Raw genomic sequence first — 19,856 nt, 5'->3', positions numbered from 1 at the left:
GATGTTTCGCATGATCACGGCGGCGGGCGCGATGCTCTGCGTAGGCACGGCATCCGCGATGACGTTGCACGTCAGTGCCGCGATGACCAATACGGCCGCGGATGCGCAACTGGGCGCCCCTGCGGCATCTGGCGCCGCCGTCGCGGCAGCGCCGGCAGTGCCCGCGTCGCAAGGTGAAATGGGCTTGCGGGCGGCGCTTCGCGTGCTGGCGTCGCCTCGCGCCAAAGCCGCGGCAGCGGGCGGCGGTGAGAGCAACGCAGCCAACGCCTCGGCCGATCGCGTGGACATCGATCTCGGCCCCGGCACTTATCGCATCGAAGCGCCGCTGCGCGTGACGCTCGACCCGAGCTGGCGCGGTGCGGCCATCACCATCTCGGGAGCCGGTGAAGACAAGACGACGTTGTCAGGCAGCCGCGTGCTGAACGGTTTCCGCCCCGTCGACGCCGATGCGGCACGGCGTCTGCCCGAAGCCGCGCGCGGCCACGTGCTCGTCGCAAAGCTCGCCGACAGCGGCATCTCCGACATGGGGACCTTCGAGCGGCACGGCTTCGGCATTCCCCGCAAGCCAGAGCCGCTCACGCTGCTCTATCGCGACAATCCCGTGCAGATCGCTCGCTGGCCCGATACAGGCTACGCGACGATCGATACGCTGCCCGATGGCGAAAAGGGACTGAAATTCACTGTGCGCGATGCACCGTACGAAGCGCTGGCGAATGCGATGAAGACCTCGCACGACTTGCGCGCGTTCGGCTACTGGGCACGCGACTGGGCCGACACGACGCTCGAAGTCGACGCGGTCGATCCCGCATCGAAGGCGGTCACGTTGAAGGCACCTGCGCCGATGCTGGGCCTCAAGCAAGGCCAGCGCATGGTGTTCGAAAACGCGCTGGAGTTGCTCGACCGTCCGGGCGAGTGGTATCTCGACACGCAGGCAAAGGCGGTCTATTTCTGGCCCCCTGCCCCGCTCAAGGACGGCGATACCGAAGTGTCGATGGCCTCGGGCATGTTCGTGCTCGACAACGCGCCGAACGTGACGATCCGCAATCTCGCGATCGACGGCGTGCGCGGCAACGGCTTCCAGATCAATGGTGCGGCCAATATCGTTGTCGACCATGCAACCGTGCGCAATGCAGGCGGCGTCGCCGTGTGGTCAACCGCGGCCGACAGCCATTTCCGCTTCATGCATGTCTCGAACACCGGCGAAGGCGGCATCGTGATCTTCGCGGGCAACCGCAAGACACTGGCGCCCGGCAACACGTCCGTCGAAGACAGCGTGATCCACGACTACGCGACGCGTAGCCGGACCTACCGCCCCGCGATCGCCGTGTCGGGCGTCGGCGACCGTATCGAACGCAATCACATTTACGACGGACCGCATACCGCGATCATCTTCGCCGGCAACGACCATCGCATCGCAGGCAACGAGATCGACCATGTCGCGCGAGAAGTCGACGATACCGGCGCGATCTATTCCGGGCGCGACTGGACGTCGCGCGGCACGGTCATCGAAGACAACTTCATGCACGACATCGGCACCGCCGACCACCCGACGGCAACGATGGGCATCTACCTCGACGATCAGGCGGGCGGCACGACGATCCGGCGCAATCTGTTCTCGAAGGTCAATCAGGCCGTATTCATCGGCGGTGGCCGCGACAACGTGATCGAAGACAACCTGTTCGTCAATTGCACGCCGGCGATCCATGTCGACTCGCGCGGACTGACCTGGCAGCGCGCACTGGCGACATCGCCGAGCGGCCCGCTTCAGCAAGGACTTGCGCTCGTCAACTTCACGCAGCCGCCGTACTCGACGCACTACCCGTCGCTGGCGACCATGCTGACCGATGCGCCGGGCGCGCCCAAGGGCAACGTGATCCGTCGCAATGCGGTGATCAACGGCACGCCGACCGCCATCGACAACAAGGCACAACCGTATATCGATGTGCAACAGACCTTCGGTGCGGGCGAGGTGAAGTTCGCGAAAGCGATGCCCGACGAAGCACGCAGCTCGCTCGACGACCTGCGTCTCGCACCCGGTACGCCGGCTTTGCAGCAAGGCTTCGATGTGTCGACGTTCGCGCGTCCCGCACGCTGAAGCCTGACGACAACCCAGCACTCATTCAACCATTCATAACGGGCTGACTGCCCTTGCCCGGGGAGCGGGACCATGCGCTTCAGAAAAGACATCAATGCCCTGCGTGGCGTCGCGGTGACGCTCGTCGCGCTGTTTCACTTCCAGGCGTCCCATTTCCACGGGGGCTTCGCCGGAGTCGATGTGTTCTTTGTCATCTCGGGTTACCTGATGACAGCCATCGTCGTCGGCAAGCTCGACGTCGGCCGGTTCCGGTTGTGGGATTTCTATCTGGCGCGATTCACACGGATCGTGCCTGCCCTCGTGGGCGTCTCTGCCGCGTTGCTCGTCTTCGGCTGGTTCTATCTCGACCCGCATAGCTACAAATTGCTCGCCAAGCATGCGGGTTCGTCGATCACCTTTATTTCGAACTTTGTGTATTGGCGCGAAAGCGGGTATTTCGATGCCTCATCGCAGAGCAAGTGGTTGCTGCACACCTGGTCACTGTCGACCGAGTGGCAGTTCTACCTGATCTACCCGATCGTGCTGATGGCGGGTGCGCGTCTTTTTGGCGCGCGCCGGCCGGTCTTCCAGTGCCTGCTTGCCGTGATGGGCGTGGTGTCGTTCGCGCTGATGCCGGTCGTTGTCCGCGCGCATCCGGAAGCGAACTTCTTCCTGCTGCCCACGCGTGCGTGGGAAATGATCATCGGCGGCTTCGTCATGCTCAACGAAGACAAGCTCAAGCTCAGCAAGCTGGGCGCGACCGCCGTGCAGACGGCGGGTCTCGTCGCGATCATGATCGCCGGGCTCTTCTTCACGGATGGTCTCGACTGGCCGGGGTACTACACGGTCGTGCCGGTACTGGGCGCGGCGCTCGTCGTCCTCGCCAACGCGAACGACAGCTTCTTCTCGACGAACAAGCCGCTTCAGTTGCTGGGCCGCTGGTCGTATTCGATCTATCTGTGGCACTGGCCCGTGGTCGTGCTCACCCACTATCTCGACCTCAACACGCGCGACCCGCTCGTGATCACGAGCGGCCTTGCGTGCTCAGTCGTGCTCGGCTGGCTGTCGTATGAACTCGTCGAACGCCGCGCCGCGGGCTTGCGCGAACGCTTCGGCCCGCGCGGTCTCGGCACGCTGGCGACGGCTCCGGTCGTTGTGATCGCAGCCTGCGCAGCGATCGGCTTTGCCAACGGCGCGTCGGCGCGCCTGTCGCCCGAAGTGAAGGCCGTGTCGGCTGAAAGCAGCGACGTCGATCCGCGCCGCACCGAATGCCTGGTCGACAGCGTGCATCGGCTCGACAGCCCCGGCAGCGAGATCGGCTGCAAATACGGCGCATCGCCGAAGGTGGGCGCGATCGTCTGGGGCGACAGCCACGGCAACGCGGTAATTACAAGCGTCGCGCAAAGCGCTGCGCAGTCCAATGAAAGCGTGATGTTCTACGGCACATCCGGCTGCCCGCCGTTCGCCGGTGCGAGCCGCTTCGGCAAGCATACGGAAGAGCCGTGCCGGCGCTTCGCGAGCAAAGTCGTCGACGACCTGCGCCAATACCCGTCGACCGTGCCGCTGGTCGTCGTCGCGCGTTTCTCGGCGTACGTCGACGGCAAGAACAACGAGAACGATCCGACGATCCTGATCGGCTACAACGGCACGCGTCCGTCCGGCGATCCGGTTCAGCGTCGCACGCTCTACTCATCGTTCCTCACGCATGACCTGTGCGAACTCGCGCAGACGCGGCCGACCTATGTGCTGCTGCCGATCCCTGAAATGGATCACAACGTGCCCGACTACCTGTCGCGCCGGCTGATCCTTGGCCAGCACCCCGAGGATGTGTCGATTACGGAAGACGCCTACAACCTGCGCAATGTGACGGCCCATGCGGCCATCGAGCAAGCCGCTCAGCAATGCGGGGTCAAGGTACTCGACCCGACGCCCTATCTGTGCCGCGATGGCCGCTGCTATGGATCGGACTCGCTGATTCCGCTCTATATCGATGGCGACCACTTGAGCCGCCGCGGCAGCGCGCGCCTCGCTCCTTTGTTCCGTGATGTCTTCCACCAGGCAAGCTGATATGTCGACACCCCAGGCGTCTACCCCTCCGACGGCCTCGGCGCCCCCCGCGCCGTCCGTCGCGCGTAATGCCCGCTGGCTTGCCACTGCACAGATCGCCAAGAGCGTCGTTCAGCTCGTCGGTCTGTCGATCCTGTCGCGTCTGCTGAGTCCGACCGACTTCGGCGTGATGGCGCTCGCGACCGTCGTCACCAATTTCGCGGGCCTGTTGCGTGACATGGGCACCGGCCCCGCGCTGATCCGCAGCCGCGATATGTCGACGACACTCGCGAACTCGGTCTTCTGGGTCAACGTCACGGCGGGCAGCGTGATTGCGCTCATCGTCATTCTGTTCTCCGCACCGATCGCGCACCTGTTCAATTCCGCCGCGCTCACGCATGTGCTCTGGGGCCTCGCCCTGATCTTCCCGATCATGAGCTTCGGCGCGGCACACCAGGCCCTGCTCGAACGCGCTTCGCAGTTCCGCACGGTCGCGCGCGTCGATGTGATGTCGTACACGACCGGCATGTGCGCAGCCATTCTTTCCGCGCGCTTCGGTCTCGGTCTCTGGAGCCTCGTGATCCAGGCGATCGTGCATTCAACCATGTCGTCGGTCCAGTTCTACCTGGCCTCGTCGTGGACCCCGAGCTTCCGCTGGGACGGCAAGGAAGTGCGCAGCATCTTCGGCTTCTCGTCGAATCTGACGCTGTCGAACCTGGTCATCTACCTGAACCGCAACGCCGACTCGATGATCGTCGGCAAGGTGCTCGGCGCGATCGCACTGGGCCCCTACTCCCTTGCGTTCAAGATCATGCTGTACCCGCTGCAAAGCATCGCCTTCGTCGCGTCGAAGGCGCTGTATCCGGTGCTCAGCGCGAACCAGCACGACCCCGACAAGCAGCGCTCGACGTGGCTCGGCAGCGTGTCGTTCGTCGCGCTGATCACCGCGCCGCTGATGGGCGGCCTCGTCGCATTGCGTGAGCCGTTTATCGCCGTCGCTCTAGGGTCCAAATGGGCAAGCGTTGCCCCGCTGCTCGTCTGGCTCGCACCCGTCGGCTTCCTGCAGTCGGTGCTCAGCACCGCGCCGGCCGTCTTTATGGTGAAGGGACGCACGGACTGGCTGCTCTGGATGAACTTCGGCCTCGCGATGCTGCATATCGTCTGCTGGCTGCTCGGCGCGCGCTTCGGCCTGCAGGGCATCGCCGCGGGTTATCTGATCGCGACGCTGATCAGCACGCCGGTCAACCTGACCGTCACGTGCCGCCTGCTCGATCTCCCGCTGTACGCGCTGTTCCGTGCGCTGCGCTGGCAGGTCGTGCTCGGCTTTGGCGTGTGCGGCGTGGCCATGCTCGCGACCCATGTGATCGGACCGCTCGAGTGGCCCGCACTGGTGCGCCTGCTCGTGGCCGGTGTATTTGGTCTCGCGTATGGGCTGTGGCATATCGGGCGCTTCAACCCCGAGCAGATGTTTGCCCTGCGCCGTGCATTTCGCTTTGCCTGAGCGTTACCTGAGCCATGCCTGAATCCGCTGTCTGACGAAGTCATACGAAGTCATACGAAGTCATACGAAGCCATACGAATACGAGGACCCCATGACTGACACTCGCGCAGAACACCGCGAACCGTCCGAGCCGCTGCAGCCCCTCGTTACGGCGATCATTCCGACCTATCGACGCGCCACGATGGTCCGGCAAGCCGTCGAGACCGTGCTCTCGCAGGACTATGCATCGATCGAAGTCATCGTTGTCGACGACAACACCGACGTGGCCGAGCAGCAAGCGGTGCGCGCCGCGCTCGCCGACTTCGGCGAGCAGGTCGTCGTGATTCCGAACCAGCGCCAGAAAGGCGCGTGCGGCGCCCGCAACACCGGTATCGAGCGCGCCCGTGGCGATTACATCGCCTTTCTCGACGACGACGACCTGTGGCTGCCCGGCAAGATCCGCGAACAAGTCTCGTTGCTCGAGCGCACCGCGTACGTCGCGTCGTTTTGCGGCTATATCGACGTCGACATGGCGTTCAACCACGCACGGCGCTGCCGTTCGAGCCGGCCCGTGCTCAAGCGCGAGCATGCGCTGGCCGGCGAATGCCCGACGTCGACGAGTCTCGTGCTGATCCGCAAGTCCGTGCTCGTCGACGCAGGTCTCTTTGACGAGTCGCTGCCGAGCTTCCAGGACTTCGACATGTGGCTGCGTTGCCTGGAGAAGGGCGATTTCGGTTATGTCGACGAAGCGCTTGTCACGTTCGTCCAGCACGAAGGCGAGCGCACGAGTGTCAACCTGACGCGTCGCCTTGCGGGGCTCGCGGCGATCGAAGCCAAGTGGGGGCACGCGATGAGCGCCCAGGTGGATTTCGCGGCGTTCAAGCGTCGCGTCATCGTCGATGCGCTGATCGCGAATGGCAAGGCCCGCATGGGTGCGCAGTATGTCGCGTCGCTGGGCTTCTTTACGCGCGCGATGCTCGCCGACCGTCTGTCGAAGCGCACGGTGTTCTGGTTCGCCATCGGTGCGCTGGGCTCGACGGGTGGCAAAGCGCTCTACACGCGTCTGCTTGGCATGCGTCACGTCGAAACGGTTCCGGTGGCCGCATGAGCACATTGCCCATCTCCCCTCCCCTCACCCGGCGTCGCACATCGGCACGCCAGTTCTTCTTCGCGCCGATCGTGCTGCGCCGCTATAACGAGCGCACCGCCCAGAAATTCCAGGTCGGCGCGGCTTCGCACAAGGTGGCAGGCCTTGCCGCCGGTGTGCGCAGTCAGGCGCATGCATCGGTCGTCGTCAGTTCACCGATCGTCACGGCAAGCAACGGACCGCGCTGGTTCAAGGGCTTTATGTGCCGCGACGAACGGCTCGCGTGTGCGTACCTGCCCGCGATCAGTCTGCGCGGACTGAACCGCATCTTCGCCGCATTTGCCTATCTCGCGTTTGCCATGCGCCACGTACGGCCCGGCGATGGCGTGGTGTTCTACAACTTTTTCCCCGAGTACGTGCCCGTTGCGACATTTCTGCGCTGGCGCCTCGGCCGCGACAAAGTCGTGATGGACCTCGAAGACGGCCCGCGTGACGACGAGCGCGACCTGCGCGGCGTGATGAACCGGCTGAGCCTGCGCATGATGACGCGCGTCTGCAGCCCGCGCGCCATCGTCGTGTCGCGTCAGCTCGCCGACGTCATGCACATCGATGAGGCTTGCGTGGTCAACGGCGTTTCGCCTGAAACCATGCATCAGCGCGGCTCATTCGGCCGGCCCGTGACTTTTCTGTACGGCGGTTCGATCGAGACGAGCACCGGTCTCGACTTATTCTGCGCGGGCTTGCGCGAGCTTGCGCGTGCCAGGCCCGAGCTTGCTCCACAGGTCCGCTTTGTCGTGACCGGCTTCGGCGGCGGCGCGCAGCTCAACGCCCTGTCGGCCGAACTCGCGCAAGCAGGCTTCTCGCTCGATGTGCGGCAGGACATCGGTCCCGACGAATACCGGCGCATTCTCGCCAGTGCGGATGTCGGGCTTTCGCTCAAGATGCCCGCGAGTGCCTTCAACGCGACGACGTTTCCTTCCAAGGTCATCGAGCTTGCGAGTCTGGGCCTGCTGGTGCTGACGACCGATATCAGCGACATCTCGCTGCTGTTCGACGACACCTCCGCGGCGATCCTGCGCTCAGCCGATGCGCCGACACTCGCATCGTGGATCGCGGATATCGCGACGACGCCCGAGCACTACGCACGGATCGCCGAAGCGGGCCAGCACCGGATCGTCGAGCGATGCAGTCGTCGCGCGGTTGGCGCGCGGCTGGTCGAGTTTCTCGGCGTCGCCGCCGTGCCTTGATCCGGTTGCCCGGATTCACGATATGCGTTGAAGACGCAGCAGGCATTCGTTATCACCAGTTCACATTGTCATCACAGCGCCGCCCGGCCCACAGCATTTACGCGACACCACCATGAATCGCCTACTCGACCTGTTCAAGAATCCCCTCGCGAACTTCGCGATCGCGCTCTTGCCGGCCACCCGGTGTTTCGGCCTCAAGCGCGCGCTGCTCAACGCCCTCGGTTTCGAGATCGGCGTGGGCTGCAAGATCACCGGCGGCGTCAAGTTCTATGGCCGCGGCCGCATCGCGATCGGCGAAGACACCTGGATCGGACTGGGTTGCATGTTTATCGTCGCCCCCGATGCCGAGATCGTGATCGGCTCGCGCTGCGATATCGCGCCGCGGGTCATCTTCCATACCGGTTCGCACCGTATCGGCGATGGACAACGCCGCGCCGGCGAAGGCTACTCGTCGCCGATCACGATTGCCAACGGTAGCTGGATCGGTACCGGGTCGGTCGTGCTCGGCGGCTCGCATGTCGGCAGCGCATCGATTCTTGCCGCGGGCGCCACGCTGCTTGCGGGCGACTATCCGGCCGATACGCTACTCGCGGGCGTGCCGGCCACCGTGAAGAGGGCACTCTGATGGACATGCCCGTCTCGAACACGCCGGACCCGGCGGATGCCATGGCAAGCCGCCGGCCACACGATGCGCAGGCGACACCCGGCCGTGCGCCGGTGTATTCGCGTATCGTGTTCTGGGAGCCCTGCGTATCGCCACACAAGTCGGCCTTCATCAACGCGGTCGCTGAACGATTCGGCCCGTCGGTCGAAGTGCGCTGCGTGGCACACGAAGGCGTGCCCGATACGCGCCAGGCGCTCGGATGGGGCGACGGGTCTGCCGCCGCGCCGCCGACCGATGTCGCGCCGTCCCCCGAACGTATCGCCGCGATCATCGAGTCGGGTGGCGAACACTGCCTGCACGTGTTCTCGGGCATTCGCTGGTTCAGTACGCTGACCACCGCGCTGGATCTCGTGCGCGCGCAAGGCCGTGCGTTCGCGATCATGTCCGAGCCGCGCGATAACGCCGGCGTCAAGGGCGCGGTGCGCTTTATCCAGTCATGGCTCACGGAGTCGTGGCTACGACGCCGTGTTCAGTTCGTGCTGGCGATCGGCCGCCACGGCCCGCCGTGGTTTAAGTCGGTCGGCTACCGGCGCGATCGCGTGTTTCCGTTCGCCTACTTTCTGCCGCCGCCGTCGCCGCAAGCCGACACCGAACCCGGCGCACAAGCGTCGCTGCATATCGCCTATGTCGGCCGCCTTACGGAAAAGAAGGGCGTGCGCTATCTGCTGCCGGCGGTTCGCGCACTCGGACCGGGTGCACGCATCACGATCATCGGCGACGGCGAATTGCGCGAGCCGCTGCAACGTGAAGCGGCTCAGCTTGGCGTCGACGCCGTGTTCTGCGGTGTATTGCCGATCGAACAGGTTCAGCTGCGCATGCGGACCTTTGACGTACTCGTGCTGCCGTCCACCACCCGGGACGATGGCTGGGGCGCGGTGGTCAGTGAAGCCTTGATGGCAGGCACCGCCGTGGTGGCCTCTCATTGCGCGGGCGCGTCGATCCTGCTCGACACGCCGCGCAATGGCCGCGTCGTGCCGCCTGCGAATGCCGAGTCCATCGCAGACGCCGTGCGCGACCTCCAGCAGACCGGACAGCTCACCGCACGCGCGCGTCGCTATCGCTCGAACTGGGCATGCGACAGATTGACCGCACGCGCCGGCGCCTCGTATTTCGAACAGATTGTCCGGCATCGCGCCGGAGGGGCGCTGCGCCCCAAGGAGTTCTACCTATGAATCCCCACGATTATTTGCCGGAGGAGCCCGTACGGGAGCCTCTGGGCCGACGAGCGCCCATGGGCCATGTCCATGCACATGACACCATGCCGTTGCCCCCCGTAGCCGCGGTATTCGCCGAACGCCGCAAGGGCGTCATGTTTAACACGACGCAGACGGCCGATGCCGTGCCCCACCCCGGCATGCCGGTCACCACGGCGAACGCCGCATCGCGCGTGCTGCACGTCGTGCCCTCGCTCGACCCTCGCATGGGCGGCGTTGCGGAAGCCGTGGTTCAGTTGGCTCACCATCTCGCACCGCTCGGATGTGTGAGCGAGGTCGTTACACTCGATACCGACGAAGGCCCCGTGCCCGAGCGCATTCGGGCCATCGTGCATCGCGTGGGCCCGGGCCGCGGCTTTTACGGTCTCAGCCCGCGCCTGGTCAGCTGGATTCGAGCGAATCGCGCTCGTTTCGACGCCGTGATCGTTCACGGCATCTGGCAATTCCACAGTTTCGCGGCATGGACCGGCGTCGTCGGCACGCGCACACCGCTCTTCGTGTTTCCGCACGGCATGCTCGATCCGTGGTTCGAGCGCACCTATCCGGCCAAGCACCTCAAGAAGCGTGTGTACTGGGCATTGCTCGAGCGCTGGGTGTTTGACCGCGCCAACGGTGTGCTCTTCACCTGCGAAGAAGAACTCGAACTCGCGCGACGCCCGTTTCTCACGCCGCGACATCGGCTCGCAGTCAACGGATTCGGCATCGACTCCGTACCGGCCGATATCGATCCTGCGCGTGCGATCGACGCGTTCCGGCAGTCCTACCCGGATACACAGGGCAAGCGCGTGCTGCTGTTCCTGTCCCGCATCCACGAAAAGAAGGGCTGCGATCTGCTGATCGACGCCTACGCCGACGTCGCCGCGCGCGACCCGTCGCTGTTGCTCGTGATGGCCGGCCCGGGCGAAACGTCGCTCGTCGCCGCCCTCAAGCAGCAGGCGCAGGCACGCGGCGTGGCCGACCGAATCCTGTGGCCGGGCATGCTGAGCGGCGAGCTCAAGTGGGGCGCGCTCGCCGCCGCCGAGGTGTTCGTGCTGCCCTCGCATCAGGAAAACTTTGGCATCGCCGTGGTCGAGGCACTCGCATCGCGCACGCCGGTGCTGATCACGAACCGCATCAATATCTGGCGCGAGATCGAAGCGTCGGGCGGCGGCTGGATCTGCAGCGACACGCAGGACAGCGTGCGCGATCTGCTCGCACGCTGGGTGTTCGACACGACGCCCGAGCAACGCGACGCCATGCGTGCGAGCGCATTCGAGACCTTCTCGACGCACTTCCAGATCGAAGCCGCGGCGCGCGCCTTGCTCGCGCATGTGCAATCGAAACGCCCTTCGCGGCGTGAACGGGAGGCATCATGAAACCCACGCTCCTGCGCAATGTATCTGCCCTGGCCCTGGCACTCGGCGCCTGTCTTGTCTGGCCCTCGCTTGCATCGGCGCAATCGAACTCGAACGGTTCTGGCGGGACCGGAGGCGGCTTTGCATTGGGCCAGCGTCCCGGCATGGGATCTGGTCTCGGCCTGAACGGTGGCGGATCGATGGGCTCGGCGGGTTCGTCGGGCTCGTTCGGCGGTCTCGCGCCCGGGGGCTCCGGCATCGGCGGTGCTCAACGGCAAGGGACTGGCATGCAACGGCCCGGCGGCGGGATCGGAAGCAGCGGATCAGGAGGCCAATCCGGATCCGGCTCGACGTCCGGCGGCTCCGGCAACAACAGCGGCCAAAGCATCGGCGACGAGCTCAGCAAAGGCCCCTATTCGGGCTCGCGGCCGGGGGGGCTGTATGCACCCAAGCAGAGCGGCCAGTCGCAGGCTGCAAAGGCGCAAATGGCCTCCGCCGTCGCCTCAGCCGGCATATCGAAGCAGTACAAGTATTCGTACGGCGCCGAGAGCCTCGGCACCAAGGCGTCTTCGGTCTACAAGTCACCCTGGAAATCGACGACGGACAACTATCAATGGGGCGCGACCTCGCATTGATGGCATTGCACGAAGGCGCATTGAGTCGCAATCGGGCATGCGTGGAGCCCGGCGTCATTGAAGCGAGTTAACGACCTACGCCGCACGGCAATGCGAAGTCCGCACGCAATGACGAAGGCCACCCGAAGGTGGCCTTTATTTCATTCATGCCGATCGGCGTCGAGCTCAGTGCGAGCGGCTCGGCGGACGGCGCTTGACCGCACGCGCGGGGTTGCCGGCGTAGACGAATCCGCCTTCGAGCGAACGCAACACCGTGCTGCGCGCACCCACGACAACGCCGTCGGCGATCGTGACACCCGGTGCGATAAACACATCGGACGCGACCCACACCTGTGAACCGATACGAATCGAGCGTCCGCGGATCGTGAAATCGACTGCCTGATAATCGTGATCGCCGGCGCAAAGATACGACTTCTGCGAAACGACCGAATGCGCGCCGATCTCGATGTCGCCGAGCGAGTACAGCGTCACGTCGTCACCAACCCACGCGTGCTCGCCGATCGTCACCTTCCACGGATACGTGAAATGCGCCGAGGGCCGGATGATTGCGCCCTCGCCGATCTTCGCGCCAAACAGGCGCAGCAGCATCCGTCGCCAGCCGTAGGCGACCTGCGGCGAGTGCTTGAAAAACAGCACTTGCACGAGCCACCAGAGCTGCACATACCAGCCCGGGCGGCCACGAAAGCCTGCCGGCACACGGAATGTCGACAGATCGAGATACGTGCCGGGTGCCGCTGGCATGTCGACGTGGGATGCATCGCCCGCAGGCAGTCCACGCACCGGCGTCAGCTCCGCGATCGTTGCGTCGCTGTCGCCGGTCTCGTCGGACCATGATGCATCCACGACCTTGAAGGATTGCTCTCGATGCACGCGGCTCATGGCGTCCTCGCCGTCACGCATTTAGTGCGCGACAAGCGCCTCCGATTCGAGGAAGTCCGAGTACGCCGACACCAGACCTTCGTCGAGCGTCACGCGCGGCTCCCAGCCGAGCGATGCCAGCTTGGCGCTGCTCATGAGCTTGCGCGGCGTACCCTCGGGCTTGGACAGGTCGTGCTCGATCGTGCCGTCAAAGCCGACTGTGCGCGCGACCTTCTCGGCGATTTCACGCACGGTGTAGTCCACCGACGAACCGACGTTCAGATGCGAGCAGCGTTCGCTGGCGATCGAGTAGTAGACGTCCCTGGGCAGGTTCATCGCCAGCACGCACGCCGCAGCGAGGTCGTCGACGTACAGGAACTCGCGGCGTACCTTGCCCGTCCCCCAGATCACAGTGCTGTCCGCACCGCTTTCCTTGGCCTCGTGAAAACGGCGGATCATCGCCGGAATCACATGGCTGTTGACGGGGTGATAGTTGTCGCCGGGACCATACAGATTCGTCGGCATCACGCTGCGATAGTCGACTTCGTACTGACGGTTATACGACTCGCAGAGCTTGATGCCCGCGATCTTGGCCAGCGCATACGGCTCGTTCGTCGGCTCCAGTTCCCCGGTCAGCAGCGCTTCTTCAACGATCGGCTGCTGCGCGTGCTTCGGGTAAATGCACGAAGAACCCAGGAACATCAGATGCTCGATGCCCGCCTGACGCGCCTGATGAATCACGTTCGACTGGATCATCAGGTTCTCGTAGATGAACTCGGCCGGATACGTGTTGTTCGCGTGAATCCCGCCGACCTTGGCCGCTGCGAGATACACATGATCGATGCGCTCGTTGCGGAAAAAGTCGCGCACCGCGGCCTGGTCTCTGAGATCGAGCTCGGAGGACGTACGCACCACGAGCTCGACATCGCCGTCGCGCTTGAGATGGCGCACGATCGCGGAGCCGACCATGCCACGGTGTCCTGCGACAAATACGCGCTTCTTTGCGATCGTGACCATGGCTTACTCCTGGCGTTCGAAGACAGGAAAGCCGTGCTTCTTGACAAGCGCATCCTTGCGCGCGTCGGCGAGATCCTTCGTAATCATTTCAGCGACGAGCTGTTCGAACGTGATCTTCGGCGTCCAGCCAAGCTTCGCCTTGGCCTTGGCCGGATTGCCGAGCAGCGTTTCGACTTCGGTCGGGCGGTAGTAGCGCGGATCGACTGCGACGACGATGTCGCCGATGTTCACCTTCGGATCGAGCCCTACGTCTGAAACGATACCGACCTCCTGGTCTCCCTTGCCTTCCCAACGAAGCTCGATGCCCACGTGGCGCGCTGCGCGATCGACGAATTCGCGCACGCTGTGCTGAACGCCCGTGGCAATCACGAAGTCTTCAGGCTTGTCTTGTTGCAGCATCATCCATTGCATCTCGACGTAGTCCTTTGCGTGGCCCCAGTCGCGCAGCGAATCGAGATTGCCGAGGTACAGCGTGTTTTGCAGGCCCAGCGAAATCCGTGCGAGTGCGCGCGTGATCTTGCGCGTCACGAACGTTTCGCCACGCAGCGGCGATTCGTGATTGAACAGAATGCCGTTGCATGCGTACATGTCGTACGCCTCGCGGTAGTTCACCGTCATCCAGTACGCATACATCTTTGCCACAGCGTACGGGCTGCGCGGATAGAACGGCGTCGTTTCCGATTGCGGAATTTCCTGCACCTTGCCGTACAGCTCCGACGTCGATGCCTGGTAGAAGCGCGTCTTCTTCGTCAGGCCGAGCAGGCGGATCGCTTCGAGGACGCGCAACGTGCCCAGACCGTCGGCATTACCCGTGTATTCGGGTTCTTCGAACGAGACACCCACGTGGCTTTGCGCCGCGAGGTTATAGATCTCATCCGGTTGAATTTTCTGAATGATGCGAATGAGACTCGACGAGTCGGTCATATCGCCATGGTGCAGGAAAAAGCGACGGTTTTCTTCGTGCGGGTCCTGGTAAAGATGATCAATACGTTCCGTATTGAACAGCGACGTGCGTCGCTTGATGCCATGGACTTCATACCCCTTGTTCAGGAGGAATTCGGCCAGATACGAGCCATCCTGGCCCGTGATACCTGTGATCAGCGCGATCTTCGACATGGGGTGTTCTCTCAGTTGAAGGAGGGGTTGTTCCGTGGCTCCAGTAAAGCAAGGCGACGAAGGCAGAAGCAAGCGCATTCAAAAAGAATGGCGAAGAACAACGTAGTTTTGGCGCGCCAAGGCTGCTCAGGACGAGCACGATGTGTCCTTAGCAACAAATGGCGGAACGCGACGATATCCTGGCGGAACCGTGCACTGCAGCAAGGGCAAGATGCCAATCACTATGTATCGCACTACGGCACATATCGCGCTCTGCATGCTCTGCATTTCTTGAGAATCGCATGACGCGAAGTGTCGTCACTCCGCGAGGACTCATGAAGATTCTTGTGTACGGCATCAACTACGCGCCGGAACTGACAGGGATCGGGCGCTATACCTCCGATATGGCCGCATCGCTCGCGGCCGCTGGACACGACGTTCGCGTCGTCACCGCGCCACCCTACTACCCCGCCTGGCAAATCGCTCCGGGTTTCTCGGCCCGGCGCTATGCGACGGAAAACAGCGACGGCGTGTCAATCTGGCGCGCACCGTTGTGGGTGCCTTCGCAACCGAAGGGTGCCCGTCGGCTCTTGCATCTCGCCAGCTTTGCGGTGTCGAGTCTGCCCGTGATGATTCGCCAGCTCTTCTGGCGTCCGCAAGCGGTGCTGAGCATTGCACCGAGCCTGCTCAACGCCCCGGCCGGTTGGCTCGTTGCACGCCTGAGCGGCGCGCATGCGTGGCTGCACGTGCAGGACTATGAGGTCGATGCCGCGTTCAAGCTCGGCATGCTCAAGGGCTCCTGGAAAAAGCGCCTCGCGCTCAAGTTCGAACGCACGCTGCTGCGTCGTTTCGACACGGTGTCGACGATCTCGGGAAAGATGATCGAGCACGCGCTGAACAAGGGCGTCGAGCGCCGGAACATCGTGCACTTTGCAAACTGGGTCGATACGTCGTCGATTCATCCGCTCGACCGGCGCAGCCAGCTCAAGGCCGAACTCGCGATCCCCGAGCATGCGACCGTCGTGCTCTATTCCGGCAACATGGGTGCCAAGCAAGGGCTCGAAGTGCTTGCCACCGCAGCCGTTGCATTGCGTGAGCGCGAAGACATCGTGTTCGTGTTCTGCGGCGATGGTCCCGGCCGTATTGCGCTGCATACCGTATGCGGCGACATGAAGACGTGCCGCTTCATTCCGTTACAGCCGACCGAGAAACTCAACGAGTTGCTGAACCTGGCCGACATTCACGTGCTGCCGCAGCGTGCAGACGCCGCCGACCTCGTGATGCCATCCAAGCTCACCGGCATGCTCGCTAGCGGCCGCGCAGTGATCGCCATGGCCCATCAAGGCACTGAGCTGCACGCGACGGTATCGCCGCGCGGCGTCGTGGTGCCCCCCGAACAACTCGAGCCGCTCGTCAAAGCGATTGAAACGCTCGCCGGCGATCCCGTGCGCCGGGAGCGGCTCGGCCGCGCCGGCCGCGAATTCGCACTCGCCGCGCTGTCGCGCGACAGCGTGCTCGGCACGTTCGAGCAGACGCTGCGCGTGCGCTGCGCCGATGCGCAGCAGTCGCCCGGCACGGACGCGCAAAGCAAGGGCTTCAAGGATGTCTATGAAGACATCTATGAGCGCGACGAAGCGTGACAAGCGTGAGCGCACGCATCTGACGCATTCGTCCGGCGCACTCGCCTGCGTCACTGATCTGCCGCATTCGGCGGGCGCGCTGCCTGACGACTGCACGCGCAACGTACACGAACGCACGTCGTCGCTCGCTCTGCACGACTCAACGTTACTGAACACTCAACGTTACTGAACACCACGTACGCATCCACGTAGAGGACACGGAACACTATGAAAATCACGATCGTCGGCACCGGATATGTCGGTCTAGTCACAGGCGCATGCCTCGCGGAAATCGGCAACGATGTGTTCTGCCTCGACGTCGATCAGAAGAAGATCGATGTGCTCAACAACGGTGGCATTCCGATCCATGAGCCGGGGCTCAAGGAAATCATCGACCGCAGCCGTGCCGCAGGACGCCTGCAGTTCTCGACCGATGTCGAGGCGAGCGTTGCGCACGGTGATATCCAGTTCATCGCTGTGGGCACGCCGCCGAGCGAAGACGGCTCGGCCGACCTGAACTATGTGCTCGCCGCCGCGCGCGATATCGGTCGTCATATGAACGGCTTCAAGATCATCGTCGACAAATCGACCGTGCCGGTCGGCACCGCACAACGCGTGCGCGACACGATCGCCGCCGAACTCACGCGCCGCGGCGCAAAACAAGGGTTCAGCGTGGTGTCGAATCCGGAGTTCCTCAAGGAAGGTGCGGCGGTCGAAGACTTCATGCGCCCCGACCGCATCGTGATCGGCGTCGAAGCCGATGACTCGGGCAATCGCGCACGCGAATCGATGAAGCGTCTGTACGCACCGTTCAATCGTAACCACGACCGTACGCTTTACATGGACGTGCGCTCGGCCGAATTCACCAAGTACGCGGCCAACGCGATGCTCGCCACGCGGATCTCGTTCATGAACGAACTCGCGAACCTCGCCGACAGCGTGGGCGCCGATATCGAAGCGGTGCGCCGCGGCATCGGCTCCGACCCGCGCATCGGCTATCACTTCCTGTACGCCGGCGCGGGCTACGGCGGTTCGTGCTTCCCGAAAGACGTGCGCGCCCTGATTCAGACCGGATCGGAAAACGGCCACACGTTGCGCATCCTCGATGCTGTCGAAGCGGTCAACGATGCGCAAAAGCAAGTGCTGATCAAGAAGATCACCGAGCGCTTCGGCGAAGACCTCACCGATCGCACATTTGCGGTCTGGGGCCTCGCGTTCAAGCCGAATACCGACGATATGCGCGAAGCGCCGAGCCGCACGCTGATCCGCGGACTGCTCGAACGCGGCGCACGCGTGAAGGCTTATGACCCCGTGTCGATGGACGCCGCACGCGCCGCGTTTGCCGAGGATCTCGCCGATGCGCCCGACGCTCAGGCACGCCTGTCGTTCGTGCGTACTGAAGGCGAGGCACTGCCGAATGCGGACGCCTTGCTGATCGTGACCGAATGGAAGGCATTCAAGAGCCCGGACTTCAATGCACTGCGTGAAGCCCTGAAGACGCCCGTCGTGTTCGACGGCCGCAACCTCTACGAACCCGGCGCAATGCTCGAAAACGGCTTCGAGTACTACGCCATCGGCCGTGCGCTGCCTCCGGAAGCTGCACGCCGCCCGCAGTTGCGCGTCGCACAGGGCTAAGTACTGGGTACGCAGACCCAGCAGTACTCAGACCCGGCAACGCTCTGCAGGACACACACGATCGTCAAGAAGGCAGATATGCCCGACACAAGACTTGAAGTGCGAGGCGCGCGATCGTCGAACCCGCGCCCCGCCCTTTCGGAACTAATCCTGACCCTGTTCGCAGGGCCGTTTGTGCTAGCCGCGTTGATGCTGTCGTTTATCGTCGTTGCATTCAACGTCTGGCCCACTTTTCATCGCATCAGCGAATGGGGTGACTGACATGAATATCCGCCACTCGAGCTTTGACGTCGTAACCGACGCGCTCAATACGAATCTCCAGGTCCACGCGGTGATCCCCGCGGGCGGCTCGGGCACGCGTTTGTGGCCCTTGTCGCGCAAGGAATTCCCGAAGCAGCTGATCGGCCTCGTCGGCGACGACTCGCTGCTCCAGCTCACGGCCAAGCGCCTGCAAGGCCTCGCATCGAGCCATCCGCTCGCATCAGCGAGCCTGATCGTCTGCGGCGAAGAACACCGCTTCATGATCGCCGAGCAACTGCGCAAGGCCGATATCCGCGCGCGCATCCTGCTCGAGCCGGACGCACGCAACACGGCGCCGGCCCTGACGCTGGCCGCCCTGTCCCTGGTCGACGAGCACGATGACGCCATCATGGTCGTCATGCCGGCCGACCACGCCATCACGGACAACGCGGCATTCCAGGAAAGCGTGTCGACGGCCATTCGCTACGCCGCCGACAACCGCATCGTCGCGCTGGGCATCGTACCCACCCGCGCCGAAACCGGTTATGGCTACATCAAGGTCGGTGCAGACCTCGACGCGCAAGGCGGACGGCGTCTCGACAGCTTTGTCGAAAAGCCGGCGCGCGAAATCGCGGAACGCTATGTCGACTCGGGTCAGTACTGGTGGAACAGCGGTCTGTTCGTGCTGCGTGCATCGGTCTGGCTCAATGCAATCGAAAAGTACGAGCCGGGCATCTATGCGGCCTGCGTGAACGCATTCGAAGGACAGAGCAAGGATTCGGACTTCCAGCGCGTCGACGGCGATCGTTTCGACGCATGCCCGTCGCAGTCGATCGACTACGCGGTCATGGAACGCGTCGTGCACCCGGACTCGGGTTTCGCAACCGCAGTCGTGCCGCTAAGCGCCGGCTGGTCCGACGTCGGTTCGTGGGACGCCGTGTGGGATGTGATGCCCAAGGACGACTCCGGCAACGTCTCGCATGGCCGCGTGATGCTTGAAGGCGCGAACAACACCTACGCGCACTCCGAGTCGCGCCTGGTCGCGTGCGTCGGCACCGACGATCTCGTCGTCGTCGAAACGCCGGATGCCGTGCTGGTCGCCAATAAATCGGCCGTGCAGGACGTCAAGGCTGTGGTGGCCCGCATTCGCAGCGAAGCCGGCACCGAAGCCACGTATCACCGCAAGGTCTATCGTCCGTGGGGCTACTACGACTCGATCGATGCCGACACCAACTTCCAGGTCAAGCGCATCGTCGTCAAGCCGGGCGGCGTGCTGTCGCTGCAAATGCACCATCACCGCGCCGAGCACTGGATCGTCGTCAAGGGCACCGCACGCGTGACCCGTGGCAAGGAAAGCTTCCTGTTGTCGGAAAACCAGTCGACCTATATCCCGCTGGGTGAAGTCCACCGGCTCGAGAACCCGGGCAAGACACCGCTCGCGATGATCGAAGTCCAGTCGGGCTCCTATCTCGGCGAAGACGACATCGTGCGCTTCGAAGACACCTACGGACGTTCGTGATCTTGCACGCCTGCTCGTGGGATTGCGCCGCTTGCCGCTGGCTGCCGATGCCGCGCGGCGGGTGGGCTAACGCGCTTCCCCATGACGTACGC

At 63.8% G+C, this 19,856-nt stretch carries 17 protein-coding genes; 14 read left to right on the top strand and 3 right to left on the bottom strand.

Annotation, left to right across the window (positions count from 1 at the left end):
• Position 1: 1 nt before the first annotated feature.
• The 9 genes from ACMFWR_RS05645 to ACMFWR_RS05605 all read left to right on the top strand — a co-directional run bounded on the left by ACMFWR_RS05645 (position 2) and on the right by ACMFWR_RS05605 (position 11,781).
• Positions 2-2,095 (top strand): right-handed parallel beta-helix repeat-containing protein, encoded by a 2,094-nt coding sequence (locus tag ACMFWR_RS05645; protein ID WP_413194029.1) that lies wholly within the window; start codon positions 2-4, stop codon positions 2,093-2,095.
• 72 nt (positions 2,096-2,167) lie between these two features.
• Complete coding sequence (locus ACMFWR_RS05640; protein ID WP_413194028.1) at positions 2,168-4,141, top strand: acyltransferase family protein; 1,974 nt, start codon at positions 2,168-2,170, stop codon at positions 4,139-4,141.
• A 1-nt stretch (position 4,142) separates the two neighbouring features.
• Positions 4,143-5,621: a lipopolysaccharide biosynthesis protein gene (locus ACMFWR_RS05635; protein WP_413194027.1), complete on the top strand. Its 1,479-nt coding sequence runs from the start codon at positions 4,143-4,145 to the stop codon at positions 5,619-5,621.
• A 91-nt stretch (positions 5,622-5,712) separates the two neighbouring features.
• Complete coding sequence (locus tag ACMFWR_RS05630; protein WP_413194026.1) at positions 5,713-6,708, top strand: glycosyltransferase family 2 protein; 996 nt, start codon at positions 5,713-5,715, stop codon at positions 6,706-6,708.
• Complete coding sequence (locus ACMFWR_RS05625) at positions 6,705-7,934, top strand: glycosyltransferase (RefSeq protein WP_413194025.1); 1,230 nt, start codon at positions 6,705-6,707, stop codon at positions 7,932-7,934. Before ACMFWR_RS05630 ends, ACMFWR_RS05625 begins: the two co-directional genes overlap by 4 nt.
• 112 nt (positions 7,935-8,046) lie before the next feature.
• Complete coding sequence (locus ACMFWR_RS05620; protein ID WP_413194024.1) at positions 8,047-8,559, top strand: acyltransferase; 513 nt, start codon at positions 8,047-8,049, stop codon at positions 8,557-8,559.
• A complete protein-coding gene (locus tag ACMFWR_RS05615; protein WP_413194023.1) occupies positions 8,559-9,770 on the top strand; it encodes a glycosyltransferase in 1,212 nt (403 codons plus the stop codon). Before ACMFWR_RS05620 ends, ACMFWR_RS05615 begins: the two co-directional genes overlap by 1 nt.
• Complete coding sequence (locus ACMFWR_RS05610) at positions 9,767-11,167, top strand: glycosyltransferase (RefSeq protein ID WP_413194022.1); 1,401 nt, start codon at positions 9,767-9,769, stop codon at positions 11,165-11,167. The genes ACMFWR_RS05615 and ACMFWR_RS05610 overlap by 4 nt, the downstream gene beginning before the upstream one ends.
• On the top strand, positions 11,164-11,781 hold the full coding sequence (locus ACMFWR_RS05605) for a hypothetical protein (RefSeq protein WP_413194021.1): 618 nt from the start codon (positions 11,164-11,166) through the stop codon (positions 11,779-11,781). The genes ACMFWR_RS05610 and ACMFWR_RS05605 overlap by 4 nt, the downstream gene beginning before the upstream one ends.
• 165 nt (positions 11,782-11,946) lie before the next feature.
• Here ACMFWR_RS05605 and ACMFWR_RS05600 read toward each other — a convergent pair whose 3' ends face one another.
• The 3 genes from ACMFWR_RS05600 to gmd are packed head-to-tail and all read right to left on the bottom strand — an operon-like array spanning position 11,947 to position 14,772.
• The gene (locus ACMFWR_RS05600; RefSeq protein ID WP_413194020.1) at positions 11,947-12,660 is read right to left on the bottom strand and encodes a putative colanic acid biosynthesis acetyltransferase; all 714 of its coding nucleotides are present in this window, start codon (positions 12,658-12,660) and stop codon (positions 11,947-11,949) included.
• Positions 12,661-12,681: 21 nt separating this feature from the next.
• Positions 12,682-13,656 carry a GDP-L-fucose synthase gene (gene fcl / locus ACMFWR_RS05595; RefSeq protein ID WP_413194019.1) on the bottom strand — a complete coding sequence of 325 codons (975 nt, stop codon included), beginning with the start codon at positions 13,654-13,656 and terminating at the stop codon, positions 12,682-12,684.
• Between the two features lie 3 nt (positions 13,657-13,659).
• Positions 13,660-14,772, bottom strand: a complete 1,113-nt coding sequence (gmd, locus tag ACMFWR_RS05590) for a GDP-mannose 4,6-dehydratase (RefSeq protein WP_413194018.1) — start codon at positions 14,770-14,772, stop codon at positions 13,660-13,662.
• A gap of 314 nt (positions 14,773-15,086) precedes the next feature.
• Between gmd and ACMFWR_RS05585 the strand changes: the two genes are divergently transcribed.
• From ACMFWR_RS05585 to ACMFWR_RS05565, 5 genes are all read left to right on the top strand, one after another.
• Positions 15,087-16,391, top strand: coding sequence for a glycosyltransferase WbuB (locus ACMFWR_RS05585; RefSeq protein ID WP_413194017.1), 1,305 nt, complete (start codon positions 15,087-15,089; stop codon positions 16,389-16,391).
• Entirely contained in the window at positions 16,372-16,560 is a 189-nt protein-coding gene (locus tag ACMFWR_RS05580) for a hypothetical protein (RefSeq protein WP_413194016.1), read from the top strand. The genes ACMFWR_RS05585 and ACMFWR_RS05580 overlap by 20 nt, the downstream gene beginning before the upstream one ends.
• Positions 16,561-16,598: 38 nt before the next feature.
• Entirely contained in the window at positions 16,599-18,005 is a 1,407-nt protein-coding gene (locus tag ACMFWR_RS05575; RefSeq protein ID WP_413194015.1) for a UDP-glucose dehydrogenase family protein, read from the top strand.
• Positions 18,006-18,083: 78 nt separating this feature from the next.
• Positions 18,084-18,266, top strand: coding sequence for a hypothetical protein (locus tag ACMFWR_RS05570; protein WP_413194014.1), 183 nt, complete (start codon positions 18,084-18,086; stop codon positions 18,264-18,266).
• Position 18,267: 1 nt separating this feature from the next.
• The gene (locus ACMFWR_RS05565) at positions 18,268-19,764 is read left to right on the top strand and encodes a mannose-1-phosphate guanylyltransferase/mannose-6-phosphate isomerase (protein WP_413194013.1); all 1,497 of its coding nucleotides are present in this window, start codon (positions 18,268-18,270) and stop codon (positions 19,762-19,764) included.
• The last annotated feature ends 92 nt before the right edge of the window (positions 19,765-19,856 follow it).

Source organism: Pararobbsia alpina (genome assembly GCF_965118125.1).
Classification (GTDB): Bacteria; Pseudomonadota; Gammaproteobacteria; order Burkholderiales; family Burkholderiaceae; genus Pararobbsia; species Pararobbsia alpina_A.
The sequence above is the reverse complement of the archived record's forward strand: the minus strand, read 5'-3'. Positions and strand labels throughout refer to the sequence as shown.

Coding starts and splice junctions, on each gene's coding strand:
- ACMFWR_RS05610 (WP_413194022.1), top strand. CDS start 9,767: ATGAATCCCCACGATTATTTGCCGGAGGAGCCCGTACGGGAGCCTCTG.
- ACMFWR_RS05580 (WP_413194016.1), top strand. CDS start 16,372: ATGAGCGCGACGAAGCGTGACAAGCGTGAGCGCACGCATCTGACGCAT.
- ACMFWR_RS05565 (WP_413194013.1), top strand. CDS start 18,268: ATGAATATCCGCCACTCGAGCTTTGACGTCGTAACCGACGCGCTCAAT.
- ACMFWR_RS05635 (WP_413194027.1), top strand. CDS start 4,143: ATGTCGACACCCCAGGCGTCTACCCCTCCGACGGCCTCGGCGCCCCCC.
- ACMFWR_RS05630 (WP_413194026.1), top strand. CDS start 5,713: ATGACTGACACTCGCGCAGAACACCGCGAACCGTCCGAGCCGCTGCAG.
- ACMFWR_RS05625 (WP_413194025.1), top strand. CDS start 6,705: ATGAGCACATTGCCCATCTCCCCTCCCCTCACCCGGCGTCGCACATCG.
- ACMFWR_RS05570 (WP_413194014.1), top strand. CDS start 18,084: ATGCCCGACACAAGACTTGAAGTGCGAGGCGCGCGATCGTCGAACCCG.
- ACMFWR_RS05615 (WP_413194023.1), top strand. CDS start 8,559: ATGGACATGCCCGTCTCGAACACGCCGGACCCGGCGGATGCCATGGCA.
- ACMFWR_RS05575 (WP_413194015.1), top strand. CDS start 16,599: ATGAAAATCACGATCGTCGGCACCGGATATGTCGGTCTAGTCACAGGC.
- ACMFWR_RS05600 (WP_413194020.1), bottom strand. CDS start 12,660: ATGAGCCGCGTGCATCGAGAGCAATCCTTCAAGGTCGTGGATGCATCA.
- ACMFWR_RS05620 (WP_413194024.1), top strand. CDS start 8,047: ATGAATCGCCTACTCGACCTGTTCAAGAATCCCCTCGCGAACTTCGCG.
- fcl (WP_413194019.1), bottom strand. CDS start 13,656: ATGGTCACGATCGCAAAGAAGCGCGTATTTGTCGCAGGACACCGTGGC.
- gmd (WP_413194018.1), bottom strand. CDS start 14,772: ATGTCGAAGATCGCGCTGATCACAGGTATCACGGGCCAGGATGGCTCG.
- ACMFWR_RS05640 (WP_413194028.1), top strand. CDS start 2,168: ATGCGCTTCAGAAAAGACATCAATGCCCTGCGTGGCGTCGCGGTGACG.
- ACMFWR_RS05645 (WP_413194029.1), top strand. CDS start 2: ATGTTTCGCATGATCACGGCGGCGGGCGCGATGCTCTGCGTAGGCACG.
- ACMFWR_RS05605 (WP_413194021.1), top strand. CDS start 11,164: ATGAAACCCACGCTCCTGCGCAATGTATCTGCCCTGGCCCTGGCACTC.
- ACMFWR_RS05585 (WP_413194017.1), top strand. CDS start 15,087: ATGAAGATTCTTGTGTACGGCATCAACTACGCGCCGGAACTGACAGGG.